Below are 14,986 nucleotides of genomic sequence, written 5' to 3' on the forward strand. Positions count from 1 at the left end.
ATAGTTATTGAGCCTGTCTCAAGGCCATCAGCCGACACTGCTAATACACACTTCATCTTCGGGATCGATTGCTAAATCCGGTCTCAGGGACTTCTCCATTTTTCCCACCACAGTGATCGACAGATTACTGGTGGGAATGCAGCGGCAAGCCAGCACAATCTGATTCGATTCGTCAGCCTCGCTGATTACACTGCGACTCATCTTTCGCTTTAGAAATGTTCCTGAGTTCACCTGGACTCTGCAGACACCGCATCCACCACCCCGACAACCGGCGGGTATGCCTCGTCGGCCCAGTTTCTCCATCCCCTGCAACAGGGTCTGGCTCTCTGAGCAGGGATAGGTTTCGGTAGAATTTTCGATGATGATCCGGTGTTGCATCGCACCCCCTTTCGTTGAATGTTGTATACATAGTCGGTATTTCCAGCCACTTACCACCCGTTCGGTGAGTGAGCAGACCTTGAATGGCTTAGAGCAGAATCTGTGCCAGACGGGATAGAGAGGATGGCTGAGCGTGCAGGACTGAAAGGGTGACCAGCAACAAAGGTCAATGAAAAAGTGGTGTTTTGAACGCTATATGTTATCAAATGATAACTATTTTAAGGGATAACCCTTATACAATGTTGTTATTGCAATTAATATCGATATTTATATTTTCAATCGTTATTTTATACTGTTATTTTATGACTATACTGAAACAAAAGAAGATATTGTGATCATATGATAACTTTCTAACGATATCGTGATATCTTTATCTCACCAAATAATCAGTTTGGAAAATCTCCTAGGCCCGAGGCGACCCTATGACCATCAAAATCGACCTGAGCTCCCAATTCGATCTCCCCTCTGAACTGAACCTCTCCCTGGAGGAGGGTCGCATACTACTGAGTGACCAACGCATGATCATGCTCCACGTTGGCGCCATGGGCTCCCTGCGTAAAGAGTTAATTGAGACTCTGGGCATCGAACGGGCACGGGGACTACTCACACGGTTGGGTTATGCTTCCGGGGTTCGCGATGCCAAACTCGCGCGCAAAATGATGCCAAACGCCTCCGACGAAGAGCTGATGCTGATGGGCCCCAAGCTCCATATGCTGGAGGGTATCGTCAAAGTCTCTCCCATCAAAATCGACATCGACATCACCAATGGTAAATATTTCGGCGACCTGATCTGGGAGAACTCCTACGAGGCGGATGTACACATCGAACAGTTTGGCGTACATACCGAATCGGTCTGCTGGACCCAGGTCGGCTACGCCACTGGCTACACCAGTGAGATTGTCGGTCGCTTCATCCTCTACCGCGAACCTGAGTGCTGCGGCATGGGAGATCGTCATTGCCGCAACGTGGGCAAACCGATCGACGACTGGGATGGCGACGTGGAAGGAGATCTCAAATACTTCAATCCCGACCATATTGCAGATCAACTACTGAAGCTGCAGGAGGAGGTGGCACATCTCCGCTACTCGCTGGATGAGGAGACAGCCCCCGGAGACATGGTAGGCAGTGCTCCAGCCTTTCTGAAGACCTGCGAAATGCTGAAGAAGGCCGGGGAGAGCAATGTTACGGTATTGCTGCTTGGTGAGACTGGTGTCGGCAAGGAGATGTTCGCCCGCGCACTACACGGCATCAGTTCCCGCGCAGAACGCAACTTCATCGCCATCAACTGTGCAGCAATTCCGGAGTCGCTGATCGAGTCTGAGCTCTTTGGTGTCGAAAAGGGAGCCTATACCGGCGCTCAACACTCAAGACCAGGACGCTTCGAGCGAGCCCACGGCGGCACACTTTTTCTCGACGAGGTGGGAGAACTCTCCCCCGCCGCCCAGGTCAAATTGCTGCGGGTACTGCAAGAGGGGGAGTTTGAGCGCATCGGCGACAGCCGAACCCGAAAAGTGAATGTGAGACTGATAGCGGCCACCAATGTCGAACTCCAACAGGCCGTGGACGAAGGTAAGTTCCGCGCAGACCTCTACTATCGCCTTAACATCTTCCCTATTCTGATCCCCGCTTTACGGGAGCGCGATGAGGATATACCAGCCCTGGTCAACCGTTTCCTGGAGAAGTACACGGCGCTGCATGGTAAGCGCATCCCTGGCATTACCGAGCGGGCACTACACTCCCTCAGGAACTATAACTGGCCAGGTAATATCCGTGAGCTGGAGAACATCATAGAGCGTGGCGTGATCATTGCCACCAACGACACTCATATCGATCTTCCAAACCTATTTCCAGGCATCAACATCGACTCCTCTTCAGCAATCACAGCAGAAAGCAGACAGACCACAGACTCCCCTACCCCACAGACAGCTGGCCTGCCCCTTGATCAAATGCTGGATCAACTGTTAGACCAGAACATACCTCTGGCATTGCTGGAAAACAGTTTACTCGACAGGGCAGTTGATCGGGCGAGGGGTAATCTTGCTTCCGCTGGTCGCATGCTCGGCCTTACCCGACCGCAGATAGCCTATCGTCTTAAGAAGTATGGTGCATGATGTAAAGGGCACCCGATAAAAAACCGACATATGGGCACCTCTATTAACTGCTTGTGCCCATATAAATAACCGGGGCCACTTAAAGACTAAACATTCCATCCAGGCGCACAACCCCGCCTTTATAGTTATTTAAACATTCGCAGCCTTTGTTACATGCTCTCCTTTCAACTGGAACATCAAAGCCACCTTCTCTCATGGAAAGCTTTATCGCACCGTAAGCCATACTGAAATAATCTACCTGGTGTTGATCTGTTTGCAGCTTCGGATCATCGATTACAACCCTGTTCAGATAGCTAAGAAGTGGTAATTTTCCAGCGCAATGGCGAAAAACCACCATATGATCAAAGCTCCCGTATGAAAAATTACTCTCCAAGTCATTGGCAGAGACAAACCATCTATTCTCATGGTGAGTACTATTGTCCCATTCCATAGGATTGCTTTTTGTAACCCAGACCTTTCCTGTAAATGTGTTTTTGATGATTTCTATATCAAGCTCGAATAACACAGGACCATGACTATGTGCTTTGTTAGCACTTTTGTGTATATCCAAGGAATCAGCAAATATATCATTCCTATCGCTATAACTATTACTGCTATGACTTGGCTTCAGCATCGTCCTTTGTGAATCAAGTTTTTCAATATAGTCACGTGACATCAAGCAGCGATGCTTAAGGAAAAGGCATGTATTCTCAACACTATCTGCATGCCATATTGATGAAACGCCTTTATCTTTTAGAGTCTCATAGATCCTCTTAGGTAGAATTTCCATTGCAATGTTCCAGCCTGATAATAGTAGTTACCAAGGAAATCTATAAATGATCATGTACGAACAAATATGTTAAAGAGTTCCCTAAACCGCAAATCTATTTGCAGTTGCTATTCATTAGCATCCAATATGATATCTTGTCATTGTCCAACATGGTTAGACACTAATCACAAGTTAAGGGAACCTCTGCGTGACCTGAAACAGAATGTTTGTTCCATTCTCAAGCATCACAACGCAGCAGATGCGTGCTACAGGGCTTTAACATTCAGTGAGTCACAACAGGAAGAGAGCATTGATTAGAGATTCTGTTTTCCCTGAACCATCCCCATGATCAGGTAGTTTTAAGCGACAGACCACCATACATATTCATATCTGAATTCATGCAAATCTTGAACCTAAAAAAATCAGTTGAACGTTTCAGGTCTCTAGGCTGGCACGGTGCGGTTTGCCGCCCAGCTTCTCAGATAGGCGATCTTCTCCGCCATCAATATCGAGAGAGGCTTGGTCTGTTTGATCTCTTGCAGAATAAGATCTGTATCTAGCGGCTCCTTGGTGGCGTGTGAGGCGTAGAGGGCGGCCACCACCGCCTGTTCAATCTCAGCCCCGGCGAACCCCTCGCTGGCAGCCTGTAGCAGAGTAAGATCAAAGGCGGCAGGGTCCTGTCCACGTATATCCAGATGGATGCGAAAGATCTCCTCGCGCACCGCTGCGTCCGGCAGATCGACAAAGAAGATCTCATCGAAACGTCCTTTGCGCAGCAGCTCCGGCGGCAGCATCTCGATATCGTTGGCCGTGGCGACCAGGAAGACCCGGGATTTTCGCTCTGCCATCCAGGTGAGCAGGGTGCCGAGCACGCGCTTGGAGGGGCCGCTGTCACCGTCACCCGAGATACCTTTTTCGATCTCGTCGATCCACATCACACAGGGTGACATCGACTCGGCTGTCCGCAGGGAGTCGCGTAGATTGCGCTCGGTCTCACCATAGTACTTGTTGTAAAGGGTGCCGAAATCGAGACGCAGCAGGGGTACGCCCCAGCTGCCGGCGACCGACTTGGCTGCCAGGCTCTTGCCACCTCCCTGCACCCCCAGTAGCAGCACTCCCTTGGGGGGATCGAGTCCCACCGGAGGCTGCTCCGCGAGGAAAACACCCCGCCGCTGCTCGAGCCAGCGTTTCATGTTATGCAGACCGGCCACATGGTTGAATTTAGCGGTGTCGAGCTCCAGGGAGAGCACCCCTTCGCCATCGAGTAGCCGATATTTTGTCTTCGCCAGTGTGTCCAGATCCTGCTCGGTGAGCATGCCATCGTCGTAGATAGCGTTGCGAATCAGCTGCCTCGCATCATTGAGGGTGAGCCCGGTGAGGTTGCCCAGTAGGGTGTCGACCACTTCCTGCCGCGCCTTGACGCTGCGCTTGTTTTGTCGGCCCCAGGCCTGACTCTCTTCCTGCAGAAGCTCTTCCAGGGCTTCCCGGCCAGGCAGAGAGAGCTGGAATTTGGCGGCAAGGGAACGTAACTCGTCGGGTATCTCGGCGGCATGACTGACCAGAACAAGGGCTTGGTTGGGGTTGCCGAGAGCGATCTCTTTGAGCTGTCGCAGAGTCAGAGGATCGTCGAGCCAGTGATGAATATCCATCAACAGGTAGATAGCGCTCACTGTGCGGCCTGCCACCTCTCCAAGAACCTTGGAAGGTTCCCGTATGTCGAGATGGCTGGTCTGATTGTTATGCAAGTTCTTCAGGCCGCTCGCGACGGACCAACGCCAAAGCTGTCGTCCCAGCCGGGTGGCGAGACGTTCGAACAGGGCTTCAACCTGCTTTTCGTCGTCGGTTTCAATGAAGAGTAGAGATGTTCCGGAACTGATAATCAGTTCTATGTCCTGTAAGTCGCTCATTTGGGTCGAGGTTTGTCTGCGTTGGTTTAGATCATTACAATGCCAGTTCAGTCCGGCCAATCTATCCGCTCCTCTGCGTTGGTTCAACCTTGAACCGAAATAGAGACGGATTGCAGGCCATCTTGTTGCGTCACTTCAGGGATTCGATAATGAAGAAAATGCTTGCGCTAATGACCTGTCTCTCGCTCATGCTGAGCCTGCCGCTGCTCGCTGCACCGCAAACGGTCAGATTCGAGGCGATGAAAAAGCAACTTGCAGGGACTCCTGTAGGTGACATCCGGGCAGGATCGACCATCAAACTGCCTCTAATCACTTGGGGGGGCGATATTGCCACCATTCTGGCAAACGGCGATGCTCGCAAGACTCGCCAAGGTAGTATCTTTGCCAAGGCCGGGCTTAATTTCGAACTGGTTCGAGAGGATGTCTTCGCCAACCAGGTCAAGTCCTATATGCGAGGTGAGTCGCCCTATCTGCGCGGCACATTGGGCATGATCAATATGGCCAGTGAACTGCTTGCAGCCGATCCCCGCACCAAGCCAGTAGTGGTCTATCAGCTAACCTGGTCCGCTGGCGGCGATGCTCTGGCGGTCAACAGTAAGATCCGCACCGCCGCTGACCTCAAGGGTAAGACCATCGGTGTGCAGGCCTACGGCCCCCATGTCTACTACATGAGCCGGCTGTTGGCTGATGCTGGATTGAGCCTGAAGGATGTCAAACTGAAGTGGTATCCCGACCTGACCGGCACCGACAACACCCCGATGGCAGCGATGCAGACAGGAGAAGTGGACGCAGCCTTCGCCATCACGCCGGATGCCATGCTGCTGACCTCGGGAGGTACCGTCGGTACCGGTGCGGAAGGATCTGTACGTGGCGCCCGGATTCTGCTCTCCACACGAACCGCTAACCGGGTGATCTCTGACGTCTATGTGGTACGTAGTGACTATTTCAAACAGCACCGTAAACAGGTGGAGGCCTTTGTCGGCGGACTGATGCAGGGGGCCGAAGAGCTGCGTGAATTGGCTGCCAGTAAAGGCAGTAGCGGCTACAAGAAGACCTTCACCACATCCGCCGAGTTACTGCTCGACAGCTCGCTGGCTCTGGCCGATGCAGAGGGTCTCTATGGTGACTGTCAGTTTGTGGAGTGGAAGGGTAATACGGATTTCTTCGCCAACCCCAACTATCCTCGTTCCCTGGAGCAGCTCTCCTCTGAGATTCAGACCAGCCTGATAGGCTTGGGCCTGTTGAACGGGCGTGTGAATCTTGCTCAGGCGGGATGGGACTACAACCTTTTTAAACAGAAACTGCGGTTTACTGATCGCAGTGAGTCACCCCGTTTCGATAGCTCCCAGGTGACCTCAGTGATCGCCCGCAAGCAGCAGCAGGGAACACTGCAGGAGGGTGAGCTCTTCTCCTTCGAGATTTTCTTTGAGCCGAATCAGAATACCTTCGCAGTCGACCTCTATCAGAGTGCCTTCGATAAGGTGATTCAGTTTTCCGCCACCTATGGCGGCGCCCTGATCACAGTGGAGGGCAACAGCGATCCCCTGGGTTATCTGCGCAAGAAAAAGTCTGGTGAGTCCTCCATCGTACTCGGCAGGGTCAAACAGGCGGCGAAGAACCTCAGCCTCTCACGCGCCATGGCGGTACGCGACAATATCACTCACTATGCGGGGCAGAAGGGTATCACCCTCGACCCGAGTCAGTTTGCGGTGGTGGGTCACGGCATCTCCAAACCCAGGAATGGCGTCTGTGGTCAGGATCCCTGCCCACCGAAGACAGAGAAGGAGTGGCGCGACAACATGCGTGTTGAGTTTCGCATCCTCCAGGTCGAGGCGGAATCCTCGGTCTTCAATCCACTCTAATCCGCTAGCCAAGGGACAATATCAATGGCAACAAAGAAAAAGGGAAACTGGGGCGGCACTCTGATTGTTGCCGCTGCCGTACTGGCTTACATCTATTTTTCTGAAGAGAACAGCCCAACAAATACCGTGGCAAATCAGGCGCCAGTCCCTAGCGGTCTCGACAAAGTCGAACTGAACTCCTACGGACTCAACGCAGTGCGAGATGACTGGCCCAAACTGGCCGACACCAGCGTACAGGATCAGCAGGACAAGCTTGCAAAAAATTACTATGTCATCCTTGATGACTCAGGCAGTATGAAGAGTAATGTCTGCGCCACCGGCCATGCCTCCCGATTGAGTGCGGCCATAGACGCCTTGTCGGCTTTTGCCGAGGGACTGCCGCAGCAGGCGAATCTGGGTGTAATGTCCTTTGACGGTGGGCGCTTCACTGAGTTGCTACCCATCGGCAGACAGAATCCCATGGCAATCGGTGGTCTCTCTCGGCGTATGGTGGTTGGTGGCAACACGCCTCTGGCGACGGCGATCACCCGCGGATATGAGGCCCTAAACCGACAGGCTTCGATACAGCTTGGCTACGGAGAGTATCACCTGGTGGTGATTACCGACGGCGAGGCCAGCGAAGGGGAGTATCCAGACAAGATCATTAAGAGGATCCTCACCGAATCACCTGTCGATGTGCACACCATCGGCTTTTGCATCGGCAGGCAGCATGTGCTCAACCAGCCCCGCTATCTCTCCTATCAGGCAGCAGACAACGTGCAGGCCCTGCGACAGGGTCTGCAGGACGTGCTGGCGGAGTCCCCAGCTTTCACTGTCTCCAGTTTTGAATGAGCGGCCTGTCGGCTGGGTAACGGAGGCATAGAGCGGGCATGAACAAACACCTCAAGATCTTTCTTGGCCTACTGGTTGTGGGCATAGTGGTCATTGGGGCACTGCGGCTGTTGCTGCCCTACTGGACCGCCTTGCAACAGCGCTCCACCTCAGATGCCGCCGCCACCCGTGGGGTATTGCGTATCGGTGTCGACAACTGGATCGGCTACTTTCCCCTCTGTTCACCAGAGATGAGGCGCAATCTACGCAGCCACGGCTATACCCTGCAGTGTATCGATGATGCGGCGAACTACGCTGAACGATTTGACAAGTTGGCGGATGGCAAACTTGATTTTGCTGTCGCCACAGTCGACTCCTGGCTGTTGAACGGCTCCAACAGAGGTTACCCGGGGGTCATCGTCGCCGTCATTGACGAGTCCAAGGGGGGTGATGCCATCATCGCCCGCAGCGAGCGGATCGCCGACCTCAACGCCCTCACCCAAAGCAAAGGTTTGAAGATTGCTTTCACTCCGGCTTCTCCGAGTGAGCATCTGCTGAAGTCCGTGAACGCCCATTTCGATCTCGGTCTTTACAACCGTGGCAATGACAAGTGGCAGTCCCCAAGCGACGGTTCCGCCGCCGCCCTGGATCAGCTACTCAATAATAAGGTTGATGCAGCCGTACTCTGGGAGCCTGATGTCTCCAGAGCACTGGCCAAGAGGGGCATGGTTAAGTTGGTCGGTACAGAGGATACCGATAAACTGATCGTCGACATCCTGATCGCCGGTCGGCGTCAGGTCTCTCAGGACGCGGACGCGGTTCAGGCCCTGCTGGATGCCTGGTTCAAAACACTTGAGAGCTATAGTGCCAGCCGGGGCACATTGATTCAGGATATCCTTGACGAGACGGATCTGAAGAGGAATCAGGTCGATCCCATGTTGGAGGGGGTGGCCTGGGCCGGGTTGGCTGAGAATGGCACCCTCTGGTTTGATGTGCTGCAACGTCAGACATTCGGTAATGACGGTCTTATCGAGGCGATTCAGGCAGCTGCCCAGGTATTGGTGGAGAATGGGGATTTTGACCATTCGCCGGTGCCAGGAGACGATCCCTACCGGTTGACCAGCAAGCAGTTCATTCAGTATCTCTATCAGCAGACCTACCCCAACGGCGCCAGCGTTTCCCGGGAAAACTCCCTCAGCAACGATTTCAAACCGCTCAGCGATGAGGCCTGGGCGGCGATGCGCCGGGTGGGTACCCTCAAGGTGGAGCCGATCAGCTTTCGGCGTGGCACCGGGCTGCTCGATCTGGAGGGGAAACGAACCATCGACCTGATCGTGGAGCGGTTACGCCGTTATCCCAGCTTTCGCATCCTGGTCGAGGGTCATACTGGCCTGGCTGGAGAGCCGCAACAGAATCTCAAGCTCTCACTCTCCAGGGCCGAGGCAGTCACCCGTTATCTAAAGGTAACCTATAGTATCGACGATGACCGCTTGCGAGCGATCGGCTATGGGGCATCTAAACCCCTGTCCAGGCAACCGGGAGAGTCGAACCGAGCCTATTCCTACCGTCTGCCACGGGTTGAGGTTTCGCTGTTGAGCGGAGGCCGCTGATGCCGGGAGAGTTTAAGAAAGCGCAAAAAAACAGCCGCTCCCTGCCCGACTTCTCCCGCCGCGCCATCACCCGCCAGGTAGTCACTACCACAGCGCAGAAGCCCTATGTGCTCTACCCACTGGCGGCAGGCTTATTGGGTGGTCTCTCGGCCCTGCTGCTGGGTACACCCTTATTACCTGCCCTGATTGGAGGCGGTGTCGGACTCTTTGCCTGGATTCTAGACAATACCCTGCGCCGGGAACATCATGCCAACGATTATGTCAGCAAACTACATGAGATACTGGAGCGACGAACCCACGCTTCCCTTGCCTCCCTGGAGGCGGAACTGAAAGAGGTCGGTGAAACCGACGGGTATGAACAACTTAAGCGCCTCAAGCAAAAATACGAGACCTTTGACACTCTGCTACGACGCAAGCTGAAACCGTCTGAGCTAACCTTTGGACGCTACTTGGGCATGGCTGAACAGCTCTATTTGGGGGGGCTCGACAACTTGAACATTGTCGCCCATATCCGGCGGGGTCTGAACGCAATTAATCTTTCGCATATCCAGCGACGGGTCGATAAGATCGTTCGCGACGGAGAGGTCGATGCCGCCGAGAAGCAGGAGATGGAGGCACTCTCCCAGCGTCAGGCGCTGATGTTGCAACAGAACGAGCAGATTGCTTCCCTGTTGGCGCAGAATGAGACGGCGATGACCAAGCTGGATGAAGTGATGGCAGCAATCGCTCCCCTCAATCTGGGTGACCGGCGGGCCACTATGGATATAGAAGAGGCGATGTTGGAACTTGAAGAGCTGGCGCTCCGCAGTGGCGATTATGAAACCGATAGCTGAATGATCTGTCGGGCATCTCCAGCACAGACATTTAAATTGCCCGCAATGGGGGCGTGTTACAATCAGCACGACTATGCTGAGGAGGAAGTTAATCCATGAGCGGACAGGACAACGAATTGGTCTTCGCAGATAAGGAACGACTAAAGACGGAGTTGGATCTCAAGGATCCATTTGCCGTACCGCAGGATACAGGCAGCGACGTGGACAGCAAACTCGAGGCCCAGGCGGAGGATGTGGTGGCACGTATCATCTCCACCGATCTCAACGACAATGCTGGTCAGGAGCAGGTGAAGGCGGCAGTTGAAACTATCGGCATGAATCTGCAGAGAGAGGCCGCTCGGCGCAGCGCCATGCTTAAGCAGCCCTTGTCGAAAATGATGAAGGACAGCGAAGAGGGCAGTACGGTTGCCAGTTCGCTGATCGATCTGAAAATGCAGGTCGAGGATCTCGACCCAGCCCAGATCAACCTCGAGGCAGGCTGGGTGACCCGCGTGTTGGGTTACATCCCAGGTGTGGGTACCCCAGTCAAACGCTACTTTTCCCGCTTCGAGAGTGCTACTACCACCATTGATGCCATTATTAACTCACTGGAAGCAGGACGGGAGCAGCTCAAACGGGACAATGTGACGCTGACTGCCGATCAGCAGGCCATGCGCGAGCTGACCCACAAGCTGGATCGCACCATCCAACTGGCTCAGCTGATCGACCGACAACTGCAGAACAGACTTGATACCGAAATCCTGCAGGACGATCCACGACATAGGTTTTTCTCCGAAGAGGTGCTCTTCCCCCTGCGTCAGCGTACCCAGGACCTGCAACAGCAGTTGTTGGTAAATCAGCAGGGTTTCCTAACTACCGAGATGATCATCCGCAACAACAAGGAGCTGATGCGGGGTGTGAATCGGGCGCTCAATACCACGGTCAGCGCGCTGCAAGTCGGGGCGACCCTAGCCATGGCATTGGCCAATCAGCGTATCGTGCTGGAGAAGGTGGAGGCGATCAACACCACCACCGAGAATCTTATAGCCTCAACGGCGGAACGCTTGAAGACACAAGGGGCACAGATTCAAAAGCAGGCCTCCAGTTCTCAAATCAAGGTGGAAGTTCTGAAACAGGCCTTCGCCGATATCAAAACCGCCCTGGATGATATCAGTAGCTACCGGCAGAAAGCACTGCCTGAGATGGCCGCCAATATTCTCGAAATGGATAAGCTGTCGAAAGAGTCCGAGGAGCAGATCCGGAAGATCGAAAATGCGGAAGAGACCATGGGTGACTTCCCACTGGAAATCATTGAATAGGAGATGAAGATGATTAAACGAGTACTGCCCCTGTTGCTGGCCCTGATGGTGCTGGCGCCCTACTCGCTGCAAGCCAAGGAGAGTTTTCGAGTCGCCTGGTCCCACTACACCGGTTGGGAACCATGGGGTTATGCCAATCATGCCGGCATTCTGAAAAAGTGGGCTGATAAATATGACATCGATATCGAGCTGACACTGGTGAATGACTATATCGAGTCGATCAATCTCTATACTGCCGGTAAATTTGACGCCTGCGCCATGACCAATATGGATGCGCTGACCATCCCGGCAGTGGGTGGTATCGACAGCGAAGCGGTGGTGGTCGGTGACTTCTCCAACGGCAACGACGGGATTGTGATAAAGGGTGGCAATACAGTGGCTGATCTCAAGGGTCGTACCGTCAATCTGGTCGAGCTGTCTGTCTCTCACTATTTACTGGCCAGAGCACTCGACATGAACGGCCTCTCCGAGCGTGATGTCAAGCTGGTCAATACCAGTGATGCCGACATCGCCGCACTGTTTGTCTCCGATAAGAACGGTGCTGCTGTAACTTGGAATCCACCACTGATGCAGGCGCGCAACGCTGAGGGGGCGAAACTGGTATTCGACTCTTCCAATATTCCAGGTGAGATCATCGACCTGATGGTAGTGCGCAGCAATGCACCAGATAGTCTTAAGTTGGCACTGAGTGGTGCTTGGTACGAGACCCTGGCTGTGATTACCGGGAAGGATGCTGCCGCTGAACAGGCCATGGAATATATGGCCACAGCCTCAGGTGCCACTTTGGCCGAATTCAAAGCCCAGCTGGCAACTACTGCCATGTTCTACAAGCCCGCCGATGCAGTCGCCTTTGTCGCTTCCAGCAAACCCATGGAGACCATGGAACATGTCCGCCAATTCTCCTTCGCCAAGGGGCTTTATGGCGACACTGCCGAATCGCCCGATTTTGTCGGCATCCAGTTCGATGATGGTAAACTGCTGGGTGATGACGGCAATATCAAACTGCGCTTTAGCAGCAAGTGGATGAAGGTTCAGCAGTAGCGGAGATAATAATGGGCTTGGAAACAACATGAGCAACCTTTTCGGGATCCATGCAAAGCCTACAGGTTGGCTGAAGTGGCTGCTTGCGATTTTACCTTTTGCTCTGATGCTCGGGGTATACCTTACCGCATCTGAAATACGTCACCGGGAGAATCCCAGCGACAAGCTGTTACCGAGTATCAGTCAGATGACCAACGCAGTAGAGCGCATGGCCTTCCAGGAGAATAAGCGAAACGGTAAATACCTGATGGTTGCGGATACTCTAGCCAGTTTGAAAAGGCTGCTTATCGGCCTCTCTATGTCGGCGGTGACCGGTTTGCTACTTGGCCTCAATATGGGGCTTTTCCCTGGTTTGGACCGTGGTTTCAACCCTTTTCTCACATTCATCTCCATGATTCCGCCGCTGGCGATACTGCCTGTCCTCTTTATCAGTTTTGGTGTCGATGAGTTGGCCAAGGTGATGCTGATCTTTATCGGTACCTTTCCGCTCATCAGCCGGGATATTCGTTTGGCGGTGAGGCAGATTCCTCGGGAGCAGATCACCAAAGCGTTGACACTGGGTGCCTCCCAGCTGGAGATCGCCTATCGGATTATGCTGCCCCAGGTGATGCCCAGACTACTGATCGCAGTGCGCCTCTCGCTCGGTGCGGCCTGGCTCTTTCTCATCGCCGCAGAAGCCATCGCCGCGGATGAGGGGCTGGGTTACCGGGTCTTTTTGGTGCGTCGCTATCTGGCGATGGACGTCATTCTGCCCTACGTGCTCTGGATTACCTTCCTCGGTTTCCTCTTTGATTGGTTGTTACGCATGGCCGAACGACGCTTCTTCCCTTGGCATGTAGGGGAGGAGAATTAATTCTAAGATCATGAACACCAGCAATCGCTATCTTATTATCGAGGATCTCTACAAGCGCTACGGCAACAAGTTGGTGCTAGACAATATTGACCTGTCGGTGGATCAGGGTGAGCTTTGTACCCTCGTCGGTCCCAGCGGCTGCGGTAAATCGACTCTACTGCGCATTTTGGTGGGTGAGGAGCAACAGAGCGAGGGCCGGGTTCTGCTTGACGGAGAATCGATCAGCACCCCCGATGAGAAGCGTGGCATCGTCTTCCAACGATACTCTCTCTTTCCCCATCTAAGTGTGCTCGACAACGTCACGCTGGGCTTGCGTCTGGGCGGACGGGCCGGCTCCGACAAGTTGAGTAACAAACAGATTGAGGAGGAAGCCCGCAGCTACCTGAAGCGGGTACGACTGGAAGCCCACGGTCATAAGTATCCCCATGAACTCTCTGGTGGTATGCAACAGCGGGTCGCCATAGCACAATCATTGATTATGAAGCCCAAACTGTTACTGATGGATGAACCCTTCGGTGCGCTCGACCCCGATACCCGTGAGGATCTGCAGCTGTTTCTAATCGAGCTCTGGGAAGAACAACAGATGACCATCTTTTTCATCACCCATGATCTGGAAGAGGCAGCCTTTCTAGGTACCCGTCTACTGGTACTGTCCCAATACTATCGAGACGATCGTGGTGATGGCCAGGAGATCAATCGCGGTTCCAAGGTGGTTGCCGATCATGCACTACCCCGCTACATGAGCAGTACTGCGGTTAAACATAGCACTGAGTTTGGTGATCTGATACAACAAGTGAGAGAAGAGGGGTTCAACCCGGAATATCTTCAACATGCCAAGGCATTCAATTTGACCCATCCCAACGCCTACCAGACACTGACCGAAGAGGAGTTGAGAGAGAGTAATGAACGAAGTAAAAAACAGTGAAGTAAGCTGGCGCGATTGGATAGTACCGCTCAGTGAAGAGAGTAAGACATTACGCCAGATATTGAAGGAATCATCCCATCTCAAGGCGGGTCAGGACGATATTCCTTTGATTATCCAATTGGTAGAGAATCCTAAATTCGATATTCCGGGTATCGATCTTTTCAATGGTGCTGTTGATCTTGAAACCCATGATTGCATCCATGTGTTACTTGGTCGGGGAATGCTACCCAAGGATGAGGCTTTCGTGATTGGTTTTACCATGGGCAGTACCAATCGAGTCAGCTCCACAGAGGAGCGACTCTTTTCCCTCGCAGCAAAGTATCTCTACCCTGGGCCGTATAAATTCAACGAGGAAGAGATTGAGGTCTTCAAGGACGCCACCAGACTTGGCTTTATTTCGGATTGCCACCCGCTTTCTGCGGTAAATTATGATCAGTACATGGATATGCCAGTCGCACAGATCCGCGAGCGAATCGGATTGGAGCCGGATCTGCTCAAAGCCTACTATAGAATCGAGAAGAGTAGATATCCGACGGACAAAGCGAGTAACCGGCTTATAAGTTTTTAACCCTGCACCTTAATAGCCATGTTCAGCCGAAGTATGTGCCTG

13 protein-coding genes are annotated in these 14,986 nt (G+C 53.2%); 10 read left to right on the plus strand and 3 right to left on the minus strand.

Translation table 11 applies throughout. The features are described 5' to 3' along the window. Positions 1-27: 27 nt before the first annotated feature. Positions 28-378: a 2Fe-2S iron-sulfur cluster-binding protein gene (locus tag AC4IFB_RS17310; protein ID WP_490780831.1), complete on the minus strand. Its 351-nt coding sequence runs from the start codon at positions 376-378 to the stop codon at positions 28-30. Positions 379-800: 422 nt separating this feature from the next. Here AC4IFB_RS17310 and AC4IFB_RS17315 point away from each other — a divergent pair, with 422 nt between their 5' ends. Further along, on the plus strand, positions 801-2,489 hold the full coding sequence (locus tag AC4IFB_RS17315; protein ID WP_490777820.1) for a sigma 54-interacting transcriptional regulator: 1,689 nt from the start codon (positions 801-803) through the stop codon (positions 2,487-2,489). 79 nt (positions 2,490-2,568) lie between these two features. Here AC4IFB_RS17315 and AC4IFB_RS17320 read toward each other — a convergent pair whose 3' ends face one another. Both AC4IFB_RS17320 and AC4IFB_RS17325 read right to left on the minus strand, forming a co-directional pair. Then, positions 2,569-3,258 carry a hypothetical protein gene (locus AC4IFB_RS17320; protein ID WP_490780832.1) on the minus strand — a complete coding sequence of 230 codons (690 nt, stop codon included), beginning with the start codon at positions 3,256-3,258 and terminating at the stop codon, positions 2,569-2,571. Between the two features lie 422 nt (positions 3,259-3,680). Beyond that, positions 3,681-5,204: an AAA family ATPase gene (locus AC4IFB_RS17325; protein WP_490780833.1), complete on the minus strand. Its 1,524-nt coding sequence runs from the start codon at positions 5,202-5,204 to the stop codon at positions 3,681-3,683. Positions 5,205-5,293: 89 nt separating this feature from the next. Here AC4IFB_RS17325 and AC4IFB_RS17330 point away from each other — a divergent pair, with 89 nt between their 5' ends. From AC4IFB_RS17330 to AC4IFB_RS17370, 9 genes are all read left to right on the plus strand, one after another. Further along, positions 5,294-7,006, plus strand: a complete 1,713-nt coding sequence (locus tag AC4IFB_RS17330; RefSeq protein WP_490780834.1) for an ABC transporter substrate-binding protein — start codon at positions 5,294-5,296, stop codon at positions 7,004-7,006. A 24-nt stretch (positions 7,007-7,030) separates the two neighbouring features. After that, entirely contained in the window at positions 7,031-7,837 is an 807-nt protein-coding gene (locus tag AC4IFB_RS17335) for a vWA domain-containing protein (RefSeq protein WP_490780835.1), read from the plus strand. Between the two features lie 38 nt (positions 7,838-7,875). Beyond that, positions 7,876-9,426: an OmpA family protein gene (locus AC4IFB_RS17340; RefSeq protein WP_490780836.1), complete on the plus strand. Its 1,551-nt coding sequence runs from the start codon at positions 7,876-7,878 to the stop codon at positions 9,424-9,426. Further along, the gene (locus AC4IFB_RS17345; RefSeq protein WP_490780837.1) at positions 9,426-10,259 is read left to right on the plus strand and encodes a hypothetical protein; all 834 of its coding nucleotides are present in this window, start codon (positions 9,426-9,428) and stop codon (positions 10,257-10,259) included. Before AC4IFB_RS17340 ends, AC4IFB_RS17345 begins: the two co-directional genes overlap by 1 nt. 95 nt (positions 10,260-10,354) lie before the next feature. Beyond that, the gene (locus AC4IFB_RS17350) at positions 10,355-11,557 is read left to right on the plus strand and encodes a toxic anion resistance protein (RefSeq protein ID WP_490777813.1); all 1,203 of its coding nucleotides are present in this window, start codon (positions 10,355-10,357) and stop codon (positions 11,555-11,557) included. 9 nt (positions 11,558-11,566) lie between these two features. Continuing rightward, positions 11,567-12,598 (plus strand): putative urea ABC transporter substrate-binding protein, encoded by a 1,032-nt coding sequence (locus AC4IFB_RS17355; RefSeq protein WP_490777812.1) that lies wholly within the window; start codon positions 11,567-11,569, stop codon positions 12,596-12,598. 28 nt (positions 12,599-12,626) lie between these two features. Then, entirely contained in the window at positions 12,627-13,451 is an 825-nt protein-coding gene (locus tag AC4IFB_RS17360) for an ABC transporter permease (RefSeq protein WP_490777811.1), read from the plus strand. A gap of 10 nt (positions 13,452-13,461) precedes the next feature. Continuing rightward, a complete protein-coding gene (locus tag AC4IFB_RS17365; RefSeq protein WP_490777810.1) occupies positions 13,462-14,376 on the plus strand; it encodes an ABC transporter ATP-binding protein in 915 nt (304 codons plus the stop codon). Further along, positions 14,354-14,944 carry a hypothetical protein gene (locus AC4IFB_RS17370; protein ID WP_490780838.1) on the plus strand — a complete coding sequence of 197 codons (591 nt, stop codon included), beginning with the start codon at positions 14,354-14,356 and terminating at the stop codon, positions 14,942-14,944. The genes AC4IFB_RS17365 and AC4IFB_RS17370 overlap by 23 nt, the downstream gene beginning before the upstream one ends. The last annotated feature ends 42 nt before the right edge of the window (positions 14,945-14,986 follow it).

This window comes from Candidatus Thiodiazotropha sp. AKIB8 (genome assembly GCF_058244675.1).

What these genes read in the sequence shown, in the direction of transcription:
- AC4IFB_RS17310 (WP_490780831.1), bottom strand. Translation starts at nt 378, where the DNA reads ATGCAACACCGGATCATCATCGAAAATTCTACCGAAACCTATCCCTGC.
- AC4IFB_RS17315 (WP_490777820.1), top strand. Translation starts at nt 801, where the DNA reads ATGACCATCAAAATCGACCTGAGCTCCCAATTCGATCTCCCCTCTGAA.
- AC4IFB_RS17365 (WP_490777810.1), top strand. Translation starts at nt 13,462, where the DNA reads ATGAACACCAGCAATCGCTATCTTATTATCGAGGATCTCTACAAGCGC.
- AC4IFB_RS17360 (WP_490777811.1), top strand. Translation starts at nt 12,627, where the DNA reads ATGAGCAACCTTTTCGGGATCCATGCAAAGCCTACAGGTTGGCTGAAG.
- AC4IFB_RS17370 (WP_490780838.1), top strand. Translation starts at nt 14,354, where the DNA reads ATGAACGAAGTAAAAAACAGTGAAGTAAGCTGGCGCGATTGGATAGTA.
- AC4IFB_RS17350 (WP_490777813.1), top strand. Translation starts at nt 10,355, where the DNA reads ATGAGCGGACAGGACAACGAATTGGTCTTCGCAGATAAGGAACGACTA.
- AC4IFB_RS17320 (WP_490780832.1), bottom strand. Translation starts at nt 3,258, where the DNA reads ATGGAAATTCTACCTAAGAGGATCTATGAGACTCTAAAAGATAAAGGC.
- AC4IFB_RS17330 (WP_490780834.1), top strand. Translation starts at nt 5,294, where the DNA reads ATGAAGAAAATGCTTGCGCTAATGACCTGTCTCTCGCTCATGCTGAGC.
- AC4IFB_RS17355 (WP_490777812.1), top strand. Translation starts at nt 11,567, where the DNA reads ATGATTAAACGAGTACTGCCCCTGTTGCTGGCCCTGATGGTGCTGGCG.
- AC4IFB_RS17345 (WP_490780837.1), top strand. Translation starts at nt 9,426, where the DNA reads ATGCCGGGAGAGTTTAAGAAAGCGCAAAAAAACAGCCGCTCCCTGCCC.
- AC4IFB_RS17335 (WP_490780835.1), top strand. Translation starts at nt 7,031, where the DNA reads ATGGCAACAAAGAAAAAGGGAAACTGGGGCGGCACTCTGATTGTTGCC.
- AC4IFB_RS17340 (WP_490780836.1), top strand. Translation starts at nt 7,876, where the DNA reads ATGAACAAACACCTCAAGATCTTTCTTGGCCTACTGGTTGTGGGCATA.